Origin of the sequence: Streptomyces sp. NBC_01525 (assembly GCF_045040405.1) — a bacterium.
In the GTDB taxonomy this organism is placed as follows: domain Bacteria; phylum Actinomycetota; class Actinomycetes; order Streptomycetales; family Streptomycetaceae; genus Streptomyces; species Streptomyces benahoarensis.
This window is the reverse complement of the sequence record NZ_CP109397.1, coordinates 3,189,643-3,205,461: the sequence shown is the minus strand read 5'-3', so window position 1 is coordinate 3,205,461 and position 15,819 is coordinate 3,189,643. Positions and strand designations below refer to the sequence as shown.

Annotated in this window: 10 protein-coding genes and 1 pseudogene; 10 read left to right on the top strand and 1 reads right to left on the bottom strand. The window is 72.7% G+C overall.

The window, feature by feature from the left end:
- The first annotated feature begins 282 nt into the window (after positions 1 to 282).
- The 5 genes and pseudogenes from clpB to OG422_RS14205 all read left to right on the top strand — a co-directional run bounded on the left by clpB (position 283) and on the right by OG422_RS14205 (position 9,224).
- A complete protein-coding gene (clpB, locus tag OG422_RS14225; RefSeq protein WP_143942525.1) occupies positions 283 to 2,916 on the top strand; it encodes an ATP-dependent chaperone ClpB in 2,634 nt (877 codons plus the stop codon).
- An 86-nt stretch (positions 2,917 to 3,002) separates the two neighbouring features.
- Entirely contained in the window at positions 3,003 to 3,536 is a 534-nt protein-coding gene (locus OG422_RS14220; protein ID WP_143942526.1) for a YbjN domain-containing protein, read from the top strand.
- 137 nt (positions 3,537 to 3,673) lie between these two features.
- Positions 3,674 to 5,169 (top strand): annotated as a pseudogene (locus tag OG422_RS14215) (transposase).
- 291 nt (positions 5,170 to 5,460) lie between these two features.
- Positions 5,461 to 7,596 carry a glycosyltransferase gene (locus OG422_RS14210; RefSeq protein WP_405743145.1) on the top strand — a complete coding sequence of 712 codons (2,136 nt, stop codon included), beginning with the start codon at positions 5,461 to 5,463 and terminating at the stop codon, positions 7,594 to 7,596.
- Positions 7,593 to 9,224: an LCP family protein gene (locus tag OG422_RS14205; protein WP_405743143.1), complete on the top strand. Its 1,632-nt coding sequence runs from the start codon at positions 7,593 to 7,595 to the stop codon at positions 9,222 to 9,224. Before OG422_RS14210 ends, OG422_RS14205 begins: the two co-directional genes overlap by 4 nt.
- Positions 9,225 to 9,262: 38 nt before the next feature.
- Here the strand turns inward: OG422_RS14205 and OG422_RS14200 are convergent, their stop codons facing one another.
- Positions 9,263 to 10,447: a pyridoxal phosphate-dependent aminotransferase gene (locus tag OG422_RS14200; RefSeq protein ID WP_405743141.1), complete on the bottom strand. Its 1,185-nt coding sequence runs from the start codon at positions 10,445 to 10,447 to the stop codon at positions 9,263 to 9,265.
- Between the two features lie 151 nt (positions 10,448 to 10,598).
- Between OG422_RS14200 and OG422_RS14195 the strand changes: the two genes are divergently transcribed.
- The 5 genes from OG422_RS14195 to OG422_RS14175 all read left to right on the top strand — a co-directional run bounded on the left by OG422_RS14195 (position 10,599) and on the right by OG422_RS14175 (position 15,814).
- Positions 10,599 to 10,850 carry a hypothetical protein gene (locus OG422_RS14195; RefSeq protein WP_405743139.1) on the top strand — a complete coding sequence of 84 codons (252 nt, stop codon included), beginning with the start codon at positions 10,599 to 10,601 and terminating at the stop codon, positions 10,848 to 10,850.
- Between the two features lie 484 nt (positions 10,851 to 11,334).
- On the top strand, positions 11,335 to 11,853 hold the full coding sequence (locus tag OG422_RS14190) for a DUF2617 family protein (protein ID WP_405743137.1): 519 nt from the start codon (positions 11,335 to 11,337) through the stop codon (positions 11,851 to 11,853).
- A gap of 236 nt (positions 11,854 to 12,089) precedes the next feature.
- Positions 12,090 to 13,772 (top strand): polyamine aminopropyltransferase, encoded by a 1,683-nt coding sequence (locus tag OG422_RS14185; RefSeq protein ID WP_405743135.1) that lies wholly within the window; start codon positions 12,090 to 12,092, stop codon positions 13,770 to 13,772.
- A gap of 145 nt (positions 13,773 to 13,917) precedes the next feature.
- Positions 13,918 to 14,907 carry a carbon monoxide dehydrogenase subunit G gene (locus tag OG422_RS14180; protein WP_405743133.1) on the top strand — a complete coding sequence of 330 codons (990 nt, stop codon included), beginning with the start codon at positions 13,918 to 13,920 and terminating at the stop codon, positions 14,905 to 14,907.
- Positions 14,908 to 14,977: 70 nt separating this feature from the next.
- A complete protein-coding gene (locus OG422_RS14175; RefSeq protein WP_405743131.1) occupies positions 14,978 to 15,814 on the top strand; it encodes an aldose 1-epimerase in 837 nt (278 codons plus the stop codon).
- The last annotated feature ends 5 nt before the right edge of the window (positions 15,815 to 15,819 follow it).

Genomic DNA, 15,819 nt, shown 5'->3' with positions numbered 1-15,819 from the left:
TGTGGCGGCGTGCGCGCCCGCCGGAGCGGCCGCCCCGGTCACGCGGCAGGCTCGGCATCAAGGGCGACGGCGGCAGGCTCGGCACCGAGTTGCCGCGCCCCCGATCCGCCCCCGCCCTTTCCCCAATCTTGAGCCGACTCCACTCAACTCCCCCCTTGAGTGAAGTAGACTCAATTTACTGGACGTCGACCAGAGCATGTACGGAAGTGCCGTACGCGCCCGCCGTCGGGCGGACCGGCAGTACAGGACGAGAACGCCGAGCATGAGGAGGACCCCGCGACCGTGGACGCCGAGCTGACCAACAAGAGCCGGGAGGCGCTGAGCGCCGCCAACGAGCGGGCGATCACCGCCGGGCACGCGGACATGACGTCCGCCCATCTGCTGCTCGCGCTGCTGGCCGGACCGGCCGACAGCAACGCGAACATCATCGACCTGCTGGCCGCCGTCGGCGCGGACGCCGCCGTGCTGCGGGGCGGCGCCGAGCGGCGCCTCGCCGCGCTGCCCAGCGTGCAGGGGTCGACGGTCGCACCGCCGCAGCCCGACCGCGAGCTGCTGGCCGTCCTCGCGGACGCCGCCCGGCGTGCCAAGGAGCTGGGCGATGCCTATGTCTCCACCGAGCATCTGCTCATCGGCATCGCGGCCAAGGGCGGCGCCACCGGCGCGCTGCTCGACGAACAGGGCGCGTCCGCCAAGAAGCTGCTCGCCGCGTTCGAGGAGTCCCGGGGCGATCGCCGGGTCACCAACGCCGACCCGGAGGGCACGTACAAGGCGCTGGAGAAGTTCGGTACGGACTTCACCGCGGCGGCGCGTGAGGGCAAGCTCGACCCGGTCATCGGCCGGGACCACGAGATCCGCCGCGTGGTGCAGGTCCTCTCCCGCCGGACGAAGAACAACCCGGTGCTGATCGGCGAGCCCGGCGTCGGCAAGACCGCCGTCGTCGAGGGGCTGGCCCAGCGCATCGTCAAGGGCGATGTGCCCGAGTCGCTGCGGAACAAGCGGCTGGTCGCGCTCGACCTGGGGGCGATGGTCGCGGGCGCGAAGTACCGCGGCGAGTTCGAGGAGCGGCTGAAGACCGTCCTCGCGGAGATCAAGTCCAGCGACGGCCAGATCATCACCTTCATCGACGAGCTGCACACCGTCGTCGGCGCGGGCGCGGGCGGCGACTCCGCCATGGACGCGGGCAACATGCTCAAGCCGATGCTGGCCCGCGGCGAACTGCGGATGGTCGGCGCGACCACCCTCGACGAGTACCGTGAGCGGATCGAGAAGGACCCGGCGCTGGAGCGCCGCTTCCAGCAGGTGCTGGTCGCCGAGCCGACCGTCGAGGACACCGTCGCGATCCTGCGCGGTCTCAAGGGACGCTACGAGGCGCACCACAAGGTCGCCATCGCCGACTCCGCGCTGGTCGCCGCCGCCACCCTCTCCGACCGCTACATCACCTCCCGCTTCCTGCCCGACAAGGCCATCGACCTCGTCGACGAGGCCGCGTCCCGGCTCCGGATGGAGATCGACTCCTCGCCCGTCGAGATCGACGAACTCCAGCGGTCCGTGGACCGGCTGAAGATGGAGGAGCTGGCGCTGCGGAACGAGACCGACGCCGGTTCCGTGGCGCGGCTGGAGAAGCTGCGCCGCGACCTCGCCGACAAGGAGGAGGAGCTGCGCGGGCTGACCGCCCGCTGGGAGAAGGAGAAGCAGAGTCTCAACCGCGTCGGCGAGCTGAAGGAACGCCTCGACGACCTGCGCGGACAGGCCGAGCGCGCCCAGCGCGACGGCGACTTCGACACCGCCTCCAAGCTGCTCTACGGCGAGATCCCGAAGCTGGAGCAGGAGCTGGAGGCGGCCGCGGCCGCCGAGGCGGAGCAGGAGGCGTCCGCCGAGTCGATGGTGAAGGAGGAGGTCGGCCCGGACGACATCGCCGATGTCGTCGGCGCCTGGACCGGCATCCCCGCCGGCCGCCTCCTCGAAGGCGAGACGCAGAAGCTGCTGCGCATGGAGGACGAGCTGGGCAAGCGGCTGATCGGCCAGGGCGAGGCGGTGCGCGCCGTCTCCGACGCGGTGCGCCGCACCCGCGCCGGGATCGCCGACCCGGACCGGCCCACCGGCTCGTTCCTCTTCCTCGGCCCCACCGGCGTCGGCAAGACCGAGCTGGCGAAGGCGCTCGCCGACTTCCTCTTCGACGACGAGCGGGCCATGGTCCGCATCGACATGTCGGAGTACGGCGAGAAGCACTCCGTCGCCCGCCTCGTCGGCGCGCCCCCCGGCTACGTCGGCTACGAGGAGGGCGGCCAGCTGACCGAGGCGATCCGCCGCCGCCCGTACAGCGTCGTCCTGCTGGACGAGGTGGAGAAGGCCCACCACGAGGTCTTCGACGTGCTGCTCCAGGTCCTCGACGACGGCCGCCTCACCGACGGCCAGGGCCGCACCGTCGACTTCCGCAACACCATCCTCATCCTCACCTCCAACCTCGGCTCGAACTTCCTCATGGACCCGCTGCTCAAGGAGGAACAGAAGAAGGAGAAGGTGCTGGAGACCGTCCGGGCGTCCTTCCGGCCGGAGTTCCTCAACCGCCTCGACGACCTCGTCGTCTTCCACCCGCTGGGCACCGACCAGCTCCAGCGGATCGCCCGGATCCAGATCGACCACCTCCAGAAGCGCCTCGCCGACCGCCGCCTTACCCTCGACATCAGTGACGCGGCCCTGACCTGGCTCGCCTGGCTCGGCCAGGAGCCGGTGGTGGACGCCCCGGCGCCGGACCTCTCGTACGGTGCCCGGCCGCTGCGCCGCCTGGTGCAGACCGCCATCGGCGATCAGCTGGCGCGTGCCATCCTGGCGGGCGACGTACTGGACGGCGACACCGTCCGCGTGGACGTCGACGGCGATCACCTCGCCGTGACGTCCGCCCGCGCCGCCGCCTGACGCGCCACGCTCCGCCCCGTCCGGGGTTGCCAGGACGGGGCGGGCATGGTGGAGGATGGCGCAGACCATACGAAGGGAATTCCACGGTGAGCATCGACCCGTCCTCGATTCCGAATTTCGGGGGCCAGCCCGAACAGCAGCCGACCGGGCCTGAGGGTCCCGTCGTGCCTGACCAGGATCTGGTCAAGCAGCTCCTCGACCAGATGGAGCTGAAGTACGTCATCGACGAGGAAGGCGACCTCGCCGCCCCGTGGGAGCAGTTCCGTACGTACTTCATGTTCCGCGGCGAGGAGGAGCAGCAGATCTTCTCCGTCCGCACCTTCTACGACCGCCCGCACGGCCTGGACGACAAGGCCAAGCTGCTGGAGGCGATCGACGACTGGAACCGCCGCACCCTGTGGCCCAAGGCGTACACCCACACCCACGACGACGGCACCGTCCGGCTGATCGGTGAGGCGTCGATGCTGGTCGGCACGGGTGTCGCGCTTGAGCACTTCGTGTCGAGCACGGTCAGCTGGGTCCGTGCCTCCATCGAGTTCGACAAGTGGATCGTCGAGCAGCTCGGCCTGGAGTCCGAGATCGACGAGTCCGGCGACGACAAGCCGGACGACGAGGGCTGACCCTCCCGCGGACGTCCGCCGCGGGCCCCCGGAACGCTTCCGGACGCTGTTGGTTAATTCGGGGGCTCGCGTGACGTCGGCCTTCAAGACCCGGTTGTGGTCTTGAAGGCCGACGTTGTCGTGTGGGGTGGGTGCGGGTGTCGATGCAGCCGAGCGGGCCGAGCGAGGTCCCGGCGGAGACGGTGAGGGTGGCGCGGGCCGCGTTCCCCAAGGGCAGCCTGGCGATCCGGGTCAGGGACGCATTAGGGCCGTTGTTCCGTGACGAGGAGTTCGCGGACCTGTTCCCGGCGCGGGGGAAGCCTGCCTGGTCACCGGGGCGGTTGGCGCTCGTGCTGGTGTTGCAGTTCGTGGAGGGGCTCACCGACCGGCAGGCAGCGGAGGCGGTCCGGGCGAGGACCGACTCCACCCACGTGCTGACGGCAGCCCGGGATGTTGTCTGGCTGGAGCGGGTCGCAGAGACATTACGGTCGGCGTTGAACGCGCTGGCCTCAGGCCGCCCCCGACTGGCTGGTCGAGGTCGCCGAGCCGGACTGGTTCAAGCACTACGCCACCAGGGCCGAGGACTCCCGGTTCCCCAAGGCCCGCACCACGCGGGACGAGATGGGACTGCGGATCGGCCGGGACGGGACACGGCTGCTTCAGGCCGTCTGGTCCCGGCAGGCACCGCAAGAGCTGCGGACGCTTGGGCAGGTGGAGCACCTGCGCCAGATGTGGGTGCAGAACTTCCACCAGGCTGAGGGCGAGGTGAGGCGGCGGGACCCAAAAGACCGACCGCCGGGCGCAACCTGCCTGGTCAACCCCTACGACATTGAGGCACGCAACAGCGTCAAGCGGGACACCGCCTGGGCCGGATACAAGGTCCACCTCACCGAGACCTGCGAAGAGGACGCCCCGAACCTGATCACGAACGTGGCCACCACCGACGCGACGGTGCCCGACGTGTCGATGACCGAACCCGTGCATGCCCGGCTCGCCGAAGCGGGCCGTCTGCCCGACGAACACCTGGTCGACGCCGGATACGTCGACGCCCACGTGCTCGTTCACGCCCGCCGCCAGTACGGCCTCACGCTCACCGGCCCAGCCGCCCTGGCCGTCAGCCCTCAGACCGCCGCGGGCGGCGGATTCACCGGCGACGATTTCACCATCGACTGGGAAAGCGAGCAGGTCACCTGCCCCGGAGGCAGGACTACGACCCGCTGGAATCCCGACCGCTCGTCCGAGGGCACCCCCGTGATCCGGGTGCGCTTCAACAAGAGCGACTGCCAGCCCTGCCCGGTCCGCGAGCAGTGCACCACCTCCAGCGTCGGCCGGCGGCTGACCCTGCGGCCCCCGCGAGGAACATGAAGCCCTCCGTCAGGCCCGCGCCGACCAGGACACCGACACCTGGAAGGAGCGCTACAAAACCCGCGCCGGCGTCGAGGGCGCCATCTCCCAGGCCGTCCAGCGTTGCGGCCTGCGCAGATCCCGCTACCGCGGCCTCGCAAAGACCGCCCTGCAGCACCAGCTCACCGGCGCCGCGATCAACCTCGCCCGCATCGATGCCCACCTCACCGACACACCCCGAGCCCACACCCGCACCAGCCACTTCGCAGCACTTCGCTCCGCCGAGCAACAGCTCGGCGGAGCGAAGTGATCAGGCCCCCGAATTAACCAACAGCGTCCGCTTCCGTTCCGGGGGCCCGCGGCGTGTCCGGCAGGCGCCGAACGCCCGCTTTTCCCGCCGTATGGGAGCGGGTGCCCGTTCCGGAACGACCCTCTCACCATGGCGGGAACCGGATCTCCAACTCGCCGGTAGGGCCCGGATACACTCCCCTGCCATGCGTGAACGGACAGTGGAGACCAGGTGGCGAATACGGGCGCCGCGGCAGGACCGGAACAGATCGGACGGCGCCGGTGAACCGCACAGTCCCGATGTCCGCCGCTGATGGCGGCCCGCTCCAAAGCGACCGGTAACGGCGCCGCCCGGCACAAACAGGCGAGAGATCCCCGGGCGCACTGGCTTCTCCTCGCCCTGACCCTGCCCGTCCTCTTCGGCGCCCTGCTCTTCCAGGGCTGGACCGAGAACGAGGTCGATGGCTCCAAGACCAAACAGGACTGCACCCGCCCGGTGCCCGCCGCCGCGGCGGACGCCGGGCCCGTCCTCACCGTCAACGGCGACGGTGCCCGCTCCACCTCGATGCCCGCCGGTACCGTCGCCCTCACCTATGACGGCGGCCCCGACCCCTACTGGACCCCGCGGCTGCTTGCCCTGCTGAAGAAGCATCATGCGCACGCCACCTTCTTCCTCGAAGGCGCGGACGCCGCGCAGTACCCCGACCTCGTCCGGCAGATCCGGGCCGAGGGCCACGAGATCGGCTCCCACTCCTACACCGGCGCCGACCTCGGCAACGCCTCCGGAGTACGACGCGCCCTCGAACTCCGGCTCACCCAGGGCGCGTTCGCCGGAGCCGACGGTTTCCGGACGAAGCTGCTGCGGATGCCGATGACCACCACCGTCGCCACCCTGTGCGGCGCCGAGTGGTCCGCCGCGCAGCGCGCCTCCGGCCACGGCTATCTGCTGGTCGCCGCGGACCGCTCCGGCCGCAAGCCCGCCCAGGGCCTGGTGCGGCAGTTCAGCCTGACCTCCCTCGCCTACCGCGAGACCCAGCAGCTGCTCGCCGACCCGGGCGCCCGCCGCTTCACCACGATCTCGGCGGGCACCGGCGCCGCCGCGCCCGCCATGACCGAGGCGGGCGCACCGCAGCGCTGGGCGGGCACCGCGCTGATCTGGTTCCAGCAGCTGGGCCGCAGCTCCGTCTCCGCCCTGACCTGGGTGCTGACGATCGCCGCCGCGCTCGGCCTGATCCGGCTGTTCACGCTGGTGCTCTTCGCCCGCGCGCACGTCAGACGGTTGGAGCGGGAGCGGCCCGGCGCGCCCCGGCTGCGCCGGATCACCGATCCGGTGACCGTCCTCGTCCCCGCGTACAACGAGGAGGCGGGCATCGGCACCACGCTGCGCTCGCTGCTCGCCTCCACCCACCAGCGGCTCCGGATCATCGTCATCGACGACGGGTCGAGCGACCGCACCGTGGAGATCGCGGAGGGGTACGCGGAGCGCGACCCGCGGGTGCAGGTGCTGTGCCAGCCCAACACCGGCAAGGCGGCCGCCCTCAACCATGGGCTGGCGTACACCCGCTCGCCGTACGTGGTGATGGTCGACGCGGACACCGTCTTCGAGGCGGACGCGATCGAGCGCCTGATCCAGCCACTGGCGCATCCGGCGGTCGGCGCGGTGAGCGGCAACACCAAGGTCGGCAACCGCACCCGCCTCCTGGGGCGCTGGCAGCACCTGGAGTACGTCTTCGGGTTCAACCTCGACCGCCGGATGTTCGAGGTCCTGGAGTGCATGCCGACGGTGCCCGGCGCCATCGGCGCGTTCCGGATCGACGCGCTCATGGGCGTCGGCGGCCTGAGCGAGGACACCCTCGCCGAGGACACCGACCTGACCATGGCGCTGTGGCGGGCCGGCTGGCGGGTGGTCTACGAGGAGAACGCCATCGCCTGGACCGAGGTGCCCACCTCGCTGCGGCAGCTGTGGCGCCAGCGCTACCGCTGGTGCTACGGCACCCTCCAGGCGATGTGGAAGCACCGCCGGGCCGTCCGGGAGGTCGGCCATGCCGGTCGCTTCGGGCGCCGCGGGCTCTCGTATCTCCTTCTCTTCCAGGTACTGCTGCCTCTGCTCGCACCCGTCATCGACGTCTTCATGCTCTACAGCGTGCTGTTCACCGACAGCCCGGTGAAGTCGGTCGTGACGTGGTTCGGGTTCCTGGCAGTGCAGATCGCCGTGGCGGCGTACGCGCTACGGCTGGACGGGGAGTCCCGGCGTCCGCTGTGGGTCCTCCCCTTCCAACTGCTGGTCTACCGGCAGCTGATGTACCTCGTCGTCCTCCAGTCGGTGGTCGCCTTCGTGACCGGCAGCCGGCTGAAGTGGCAGCGCATGCACCGCTCCGGTACGGCCGCCGCGGCGGCCCAGCACATCGGCGGACCCCACGACCGCCGCAGTCTGACCGTTACGAGGTGACGACCCTGTATCCCCCCACACCCCCCACACCCCCCACCACCCCACTGTCCCCCACAGACCCCATCACTCCCACGACTCCCCTGCCCCCCACCACCGGATACGCCCAGTGGCCCGCGGACCCCCACATCGCGGGGCACCAGGAGTACGGCCAGAGGTACGGCCACGCCGCCGCCCCCCTGCGCTCCGGCCCGTTCCCGGACGGGGCCGCGTACGCCCCGCAGCCCGTGGCGCCCCACCGCCCCGAGCACAACGGCTACGCGTCCGAACCGCTGACGGCCTACGCACCCGAGCACGACGGCTACGTCTCCGGCGCCTGGCCACCCCGCGGCCCGGACCGGAACGGCTACGCCGCCCCCGACGCCCTGCTGCCCCGCGGCCCGGACCACGCCGTGTACGCGCCGGAGCCACCGGCGCCGTACGCGCCGGAGCACGAGGCATACGTCTCCGACGCCCTGGTGCCGCGCGGCCCGGACCACGGGGGGTACGCGCCCGAACCGCTGGCGCCGCACGACGGTGAGGTCGCGGAGCTCCCCGAGCCGCACCCCCTCGACCCGGCGGACGCGGACGCCGTGCTGCCGGACGCGCCGCCGGTCGCCGGGCTGCCCCGGCGCGGGCGCCGCCCGTCGCGCCGCCGCCGGAGCCGCGCCGGGCGCGCCGTACGGGCGTGCGGTGTGCTGCTCGTCCTGGTGCTGGGCGGCGGCGCCGGGGCCTACGCCTGGGCGGACTCCCGGCTGGACAGCACGGTCGACCTGGCCGCGCTGCCCGGCCGCCCCGCCCCCGGCAAGGGCACCAACTACCTGATCGTCGGTTCCGACAGCCGCGCCGGACTCACCGCACGGCAGGCGGAGGACCTGCACACCGGCTCCGGTATCGACGCCGAGGGCCGCCGCACCGACTCGATGATGGTGCTCCACACCGGCGCCCACGGCACCACGATCACCAGCCTCCCGCGCGACTCCTGGGTGGTGATCCCCGCCTACGTCGACCCGCGGACCGGCATCCACCACCGGGCCGCCCGGAACAAGCTCAACGCGGCGTTCTCCCTGGGCGGACCCGAACTCCTCGTCCGCACCATCGAGTCCAACACCGGCCTCCGCCTCGACCACTACACCGAGATCGGATTCGCCGGATTCGTCGGCATCGTCGACGCGGTCGGCGGGGTGCGGATGTGCGTGGACCGCCATGTCGTGGACGAGAAGTCCGGCCTCGACCTGACCCGCGGCTGCCACACCCTCTCCGGCCGTCAGGCGCTCGCCTTCGTACGCCAGCGCCACCAGGAGAAACAGGGCGACCTCGGGCGCTCCCGCAACCAGCGGAAGTTCCTGGCCGCCCTCGCCGCGAAGGCGGCCTCCCGGGATGTCCTGCTCAATCCGTCCGCCCTCGTCGGTACGGCCGGTGCGGGCCTGAGCACCCTGATCGTCGACTCGTCCACCGGGCTGCCCCGGCTGACCCGCCTCTTCGAGGCGCTGCAGGACGCGTCCTCGGGCCGCGGCAAGCAGCTCAACGTGCCCATCTCCGGCTTCGGCGTGGGCACCTCGAAGGGCAGCGTCGTCGTCTGGGACAAGGCGAAGTCCCGCCGCCTGTTCGCCGAACTCCGCGCGGACCGGCCGGTCACCGTCACCGGCTGACCCTCACCCCTGACGGGGCCCGCCCCGTGCGGACCCCGTCAGGCGGCCAGCCCCTTGAGCCGGTCCACCGCCTCCTGAAGGACCTCCGTCTTCTTGCAGAACGCGAAGCGGACGAAGGGCGCGCCCTGCTCCTGGTGGTCGTAGAAGACGGCGTTGGGGATGGCGACGACACCGGCGCGCTCCGGCAGCGCCCGGCAGAACGCATGGCCGTCGGTGTGGCCCAGCGGCCGGATGTCGGTGGTGACGAAGTAGGTGCCCTGCGGCTGGTAGACCTCGAACCCGGCCGCGCGCAGCCCGTCGCCGAGCAGATCGCGCTTGGCCCGCAGGTCGTTCAGGAACCCTGCGTAATAGCTGTCCGGCAGCGCCAGCGCCTCGGCGAGCGCGTACTGGAACGGCCCGCCCGAGGTGAAGGTGAGGAACTGCTTCGCCGAACGAACGGCGGCCACCAGCTCCGGCGCGGCGGTGACCCAGCCGATCTTCCAGCCGGTGAACGAGAACGTCTTCCCCGCCGAGCCGATCGTCACCGTCCGCTCCCGCATCCCCGGGAACGACGCGAGCGGCAGATGCGCGCCCTCGAAGACCAGATGCTCGTAGACCTCGTCGGTGACGACCAGCAGATCGCGCTCGCAGGCGAGCCGCGCGATCTCGGCGAGCTCATCGCGGGTCAGGACGGTGCCGGTGGGGTTGTGCGGGGAGTTGAGAAGAAGGAGACGGGTGCGGTCGGTGACCGCGTCACGCAGCTCATCCAGATCGAGGGCGTACGTCCCGGACTCCGGCCGCGGGCGCAGCGTCACCGGGACGCGCCGGCCCCCGGCCATCGCGATGCACGCGGCGTACGAGTCGTAGTACGGCTCCAGCGCGATGACCTCGTCGCCGGGCTCCAGCAGCGCGAGCAACGAGGCGGCGATGGCCTCGGTGGCCCCGGTGGTGACCAGGACCTCGGCGTCGGGGTCGCAGGTCAGGCCGAGGTGGCCGTAGAAGCGCTCCTGGTGGGCGGCGATGGCGGCGCGCAGTTCGGGGATGCCGGGGCCGGGCGGGTACTGGTTGCCGCGGCCGTCCCGCAGGGCGCGCACCGCAGCCTCGCGGACCTCCTCCGGGCCGTCGGTGTCGGGAAAGCCCTGCCCGAGGTTGATGGCGCCGGTCCGTACGGCGAGCGCGGACATCTCGGCGAAGATCGTCGTACCGAATTCGGCCAGGCGGCGGTTGAGCAGCGGTCGGTCCATGCGCGCCATCCTCCGCCGAACCTCTGGACTTCCTCAACTGCGCTTTGCGTCAGCAAGACCCCGGGCATCAGCCCCGCACGAAAGGATCACCGGCGCGCGGGACACCGGCGCCGGACGCCTCGCTCGGGGGAGCGGAAGGAGTGTGAGGCAGATGGGTGTCGTGCTGTTCCTGCTGATCGTGATGGCGGTGATCGGCATGGTCTCCGCCGCATCCCGCGGTTCCGGCGGCGGCCGGAGGAGATCGGGGGGCTCCAGTTGGTGGGTCGCGGGCGGCGACTCCGGATCCGGCGGCGGCCACCACGGCCACCACGGCCACCACGGCTGCGGCGGTGGCTCCTCCTGCGGCGGCTCGTCGTGTGGTGGCGGGGGCGGCTCGTCCTGCGGGGGTGGCGGCGGCTCCTGAGACGGTTCCCGAACCGGGTGCTCCGGCCGGGGCGCGGGAGCGGCCCCGCGGGGCACCGGCGTGCGCCGGGGAGTGCCCCAGGGGGCGCCGGACCTCCGCCGGACGACGGCCGCGGCGCCGCTCTTCCCGCCGGGCCGCCGGGCCGCGTACGGTCCGGAGGCCCGCGTACGCACCGTGGCCACCGCCTTCGCCCCACCCGCCGTACGGCCCTTCCTCCTCTGCACGTACCGACGGCTCGTGCGGTGGACGAAGGGCCCTTGTGTGCTTGGCGGTTGAACAAATGATCTGATGGGCCCTCTGTGGGATGGAAACCCGGCGAACATGGGTAATTCCGCTGTGGGCGCCTGGCATTCGTGGTTCCCTCTTCAGTGAGAATCCCCCAGTTCTCGGATCCCGCGTGGGCGCGAGCCGGCACAGAATTTCCCCGACGTTCTCCGGGGCGGACCGGCCCACCCATCCACTGCGTGCTTGCGGAGCCGAACCCATGCTCACGACCCTGACAACTACCTATACCGATACCCGTGCATCAGATCTCGCCTGGGCGCTCGGCAGGGGACCCCTGCCGGCCCTGGCGGAGCTCGACCTCCACCTGGGCGACGCCCAGGTGCAGTTGAGGCTGCTGGGGGCCTCCCATCAGGTGCTGCTGGAAGAGGAGCGCGGCACGTGCTCCGAAACCGTCGCCTGCATGCCGGGCAGTAGCACCCCGCTTCCCCTGGGCGTGGCCAAGCGCCTGGGGGAGTGGGAGTACGAATTCGCCGCCCATGTCGAGACGCTGTCGCGCGGCTCGTTCGCCGGGCGCGCCCAGGAACTGCTCGCGCTGGTCTCCGACCATCCGCACGGTCTGGCCGGGACCTTCCCCGGCTCACCACACGCCTTCACCGCGATGCTCGCCCAGCGCCGCCACGGCGAGGTCCGCTGGCGTACCTGGCACTCCTACCCCCAGGAGGGGCGCCTGGTCACCACCCGGACCAGGGTGGGCGTACGCATCCCCGCCGGGGTGTGAAACCGGCGGTCGCGCGCGGCGGTTCGCCGGGTGGCCGGGGTGCGTCCCCGGTCCCGCCCGGTGTCCGGCGCGCGGGACCGCGGGGCGGGCGTACGGCGCCGGCGTGAGCCACCCCGCGCACGGCGGCGGACGAGCGCCCCCTATGCACCACAATCACCCAACTCCCAGGTGTAGCAGGCGTACTGCACTCTTGTGGGTGACGAATGCGCACGGAACCGTCACGTAGCGTTCATTTCATGATCGATCCGCAGGAGCCCGTCCCAACCGCCGCCTTCGGGCCACCGGAGGTCATGCGACCGGCGCGGCTGCCGGTGCGGTCCGGGCCCGGCCGACTGCTCGTCCTCGCCGCGGTCTTCGTCTGCGCCGCCTGCGGTCTGGTCTACGAACTCGAACTGGTCGCCCTGGCCTCCTACTTGACCGGCGACTCCGTCACCCAGTCCTCCGTCGTGCTGTCGGTGATGGTCTTCGCGATGGGCATCGGGGCGCTGCTCGCCAAGCAGCTGCGCTGCCGGGCGGCGGTCGGCTTCGGCGCGATCGAGGCGGGGCTCGCGCTGGTCGGCGGCTGCTCGGCGATGGCGCTGTACGCCTGCTTCGCGTGGTGCGGCCAGTCCCGCCCGGCGCTCGTCGGATTCTCGCTGGTCATCGGGGTGCTGATCGGTGCCGAGGTGCCGCTGCTGATGACGTTGATCCAGCGGGTGCGGCGGCAGGACGCGGGCGGCGCGGTCGCCGATCTCTTCGCCGCCGACTACGTGGGCGCCCTCGTCGGCGGGCTGGCGTTCCCGTTCCTGCTGCTGCCGGTGCTCGGCCAGCTCACCGGGGCGCTGGTCACCGGCACGGTCAACGCCGTCGCGGGCGGGGCGCTGGTGCTGTGGCTCTTCCGCCGCGATCTGACGCCGCGCGCCCGCCGCCGCCTGCTGGCCGTCAACGCGCTGGTGCTGGTCCTGCTCGCGGTGGGCGTCCTGCTGGTCGCGCCGTTCGAACGCGCCGCCCGCCGCGCGGTGTACGGGTCCGCCGCCCGGGTCGTGGTGCAGACCGGCGTCCAGGAGGTGGTGATGACCGGCGACGCGGGGCGCGCGGGCGGTACGGGACACGGGAGGAAAGGTTCCGGCGGGCCGCTCGCGCTCTATCTGGACGGGCGGCTGGAGGTCAGCGCGGACAACGAGTTCCCTTACCACCAGGCCCTGGTGCACCCCGCGGTCGCCGACGGTCCGCACGGCCGCGTCCTGGTCCTCGGCGGCGGCGACGGGCTGGCCGTCCGCGAGGTGCTGCGCCACCGCGCGGTCCGCTCGGTGACCGTCGTCGAAATCGACCCGGGCGTGATTGACCTGGCGCGTACCGACCCCGGGCTCTCCGCCCTCAACCACCACGCCCTGGACGACCCGCGCGTCCATGTCGTCACCGCCGACGCCTTCGACCGGCTGCGCGCGGAGAGTGCCCGCTGCGGACGCCGGTGCCGCGGCCCGTACGACGTCATCGTCTCCGATCTGCCCGACCCCCGGGTGACCGCCGGGACGAAGCTCTACTCCCAGGAGTTCTACGGCCTGGTGGCGCGGCTGCTGGCGCCGGGCGGGCGGCTTGCGGTGCACGCCGGGCCGCCCGAGGCGCGGCCCCGGGTGTTCTGGACGGTCGAGTCGACGCTGCGGTCGGCGGGGCTGGCGACCGTGCCGTACGAGGTCCCCGGGCGGCGCGGCGGTGAGAGCGCCCGCCCGGTGTCCGGCTCCGGGCCGACCGGCTCCGGGGCGCGGCATTGGGGTTTCCTCCTGGCCGGGCACCACGCCCGCGACCTGGACGCGGCGGCGCCCGCGCCCCAGCTCCCGTCCGCCGTCCGCGCCACGCTGCGCGACGGCGCGCGGGCGCTGTCGGCCGCCCGGATCGACGGGCTGCCGCCGTCGACGCTGATGCACCCGCGCTACGGCTGACCGCGGCGTCCCGGGCGGCCGGGAAATCGCACCGAGGCGGATACGGGCCCTGGGCGCCGGGTGGACGTGACGGACCCGACGCGAACACCACGGGCACCCGCCAAGGGATCCCCACAGCGCTGGAGAAGGAATTAGGCTCCCTGCCATGGAGCATGAGATGTACGTTCCGTTTCCCGTCGGGACGGTCCGGCGGGTGCTCGGCGATGCGGCGCGGGTCGCGCGCTGCGTCCCCGGCGCCCAGCTCGACGCCGGGGCCGACGCCGCGCGCCCCGAAGGCCGGTTGCGGCTGCGTATCGGCGGCTCCACCATCACCTACCGCGGTGCGCTGACGGTCGCCACCTCGGGCGAGGCGGGTGTGGACGTCACGGTCGAGGCACGGGGCACGGAGGCACGCGGCGCCGGGACCGCCGCCCTCACCCTGACCGTGCGACTGTCGCCCGCCGACGGGTCCGGTACGACGCTGTCCTGCATCGGCACGGTACGCAGCGAGGGGCGGCTCGCCGAGGCCGAGGCGCAGACGGCGCTGACGGCCGGTCGGCGTCTGCTGGATCGCTTCGCGGCGAACCTTGCGGCGGAATTGGAGCGGGAGCCGGGGGCGGGCTCGGGCGGGCCGGACGCCTCCGGGTCCGCCGCGGACGGCTCCGACGCCTCCGGCCCGGACGCCCCTGCCCCCGCCGGTGACCGTCCGCACGGCGGCATCTTCGACACCGAGGTGCCGCCGCCGTCCCTCGGGCCGGAGACGGAGGACGCCCCGGAGACGGACGCGGGAGCCGGGCCGGACGCGGGCGGTGCGGCCCGTCCGGGCTCCGCCGACGGCGAAGCGCTCCCCGATTACGGCCCCGACCCCGTTGTCGACGGCGAGAACTACGACGGCCAGACGTACGACGGGCAGGACTTCGGCGACGAGGACGAGGACGAGGACGAGGTGCCCGCCGAGGCGGCGCATGCCCGGCGGACGATGATCGGCCGTAGCGCCGAGGAGGTCGACCACGCCCCGCCGCGCGGCCGGTACGCGCCGGTGCCCGCGCCCGAGCCCCACGCCGCCTCGGCGACGCTGCGCTGGGCCGCACCGGCCGCCGCCGTGGTGCTGGCGGGCGCGGTCGTCGTCGGCCGGGCGCTGCGCCGCCGTCGCTGACACCGGGCCGCCCTGGGGTGGCGGCGCCGCGGCGAGCGGGGCGGCATGGCATCGCCTAGGGTCGGGTGGTGTGAATACGGACAACACCCCACAGGCGCGGCGGAACGTCGTACGGCTGACCGCGGGCGCTGCCGAGGTCGACGTCGAGCCGGAGAACGGCTGCCGCCTCTCCGGGCTGCGCGTCGGCGGCACCGAACTGCTGCGGCAGGGCGCGAAGTACGGCTGCTTCCCGATGGTCCCCTGGTGCGGGCGGATCGACCACGGGGAGTTCCGCAACGGCGCCGAACTGCACCGGATGCCGGTCAACGCCCCGCCGCACGCCCTCCACGGCACCGGCCGCGACCTGCGCTGGCGCACCGCCCGCCGCGACGCCCGCGCCGCCGTCTTCACCTACGACCTCGCCGACCCGGCCGCCCCCTGGCCGTACCCGGGCACCGTCACGCAGGTCGTGGAGCTGGCCGAGGACGGCCGGTCGCTCACTCTGACGCTGGGGGTGGAGGCGGCGGCCGACTCGTTCCCCGCGCAGGCGGGCTGGCACCCGTGGTTCGTGCGGCAGCTCGACGGCGGCGGTGCGCCCGTGGAGCTCTCCTTCGACGCGGCGTGGCAGGAGGAGCGCGGCGACGATCATCTGCCGACCGGCCGCCGCATCGACCCGCTGCCCGGCCCCTGGGACGACTGCTTCGGCATGCCGGAGGGCGTCGAGGCCACCGTGACCTGGCCCGGCCGTCTGGAGCTGACCGTTGCCAGCCGCGCCGAGTGGGTCGTGGTCTACGACGAGCAGGAGGCGGCGGTCTGCGTCGAGCCGCAGTCCGGCCCGCCCAACGGCCTCAACACGCTGCCGCGGCTGGTCACCCCGATCGACCCGCTGGAGATCTCCACCACCTTCAGCTGGCGGACGCTGGGCTGACCGCC

What these genes read in the sequence shown, in the direction of transcription:
- OG422_RS14185 (WP_405743135.1), top strand. Translation starts at nt 12,090, where the DNA reads ATGATCGATCCGCAGGAGCCCGTCCCAACCGCCGCCTTCGGGCCACCG.
- OG422_RS14195 (WP_405743139.1), top strand. Translation starts at nt 10,599, where the DNA reads ATGGGTGTCGTGCTGTTCCTGCTGATCGTGATGGCGGTGATCGGCATG.
- OG422_RS14180 (WP_405743133.1), top strand. Translation starts at nt 13,918, where the DNA reads ATGGAGCATGAGATGTACGTTCCGTTTCCCGTCGGGACGGTCCGGCGG.
- OG422_RS14190 (WP_405743137.1), top strand. Translation starts at nt 11,335, where the DNA reads ATGCTCACGACCCTGACAACTACCTATACCGATACCCGTGCATCAGAT.
- OG422_RS14210 (WP_405743145.1), top strand. Translation starts at nt 5,461, where the DNA reads ATGGCGGCCCGCTCCAAAGCGACCGGTAACGGCGCCGCCCGGCACAAA.
- OG422_RS14200 (WP_405743141.1), bottom strand. Translation starts at nt 10,447, where the DNA reads ATGGACCGACCGCTGCTCAACCGCCGCCTGGCCGAATTCGGTACGACG.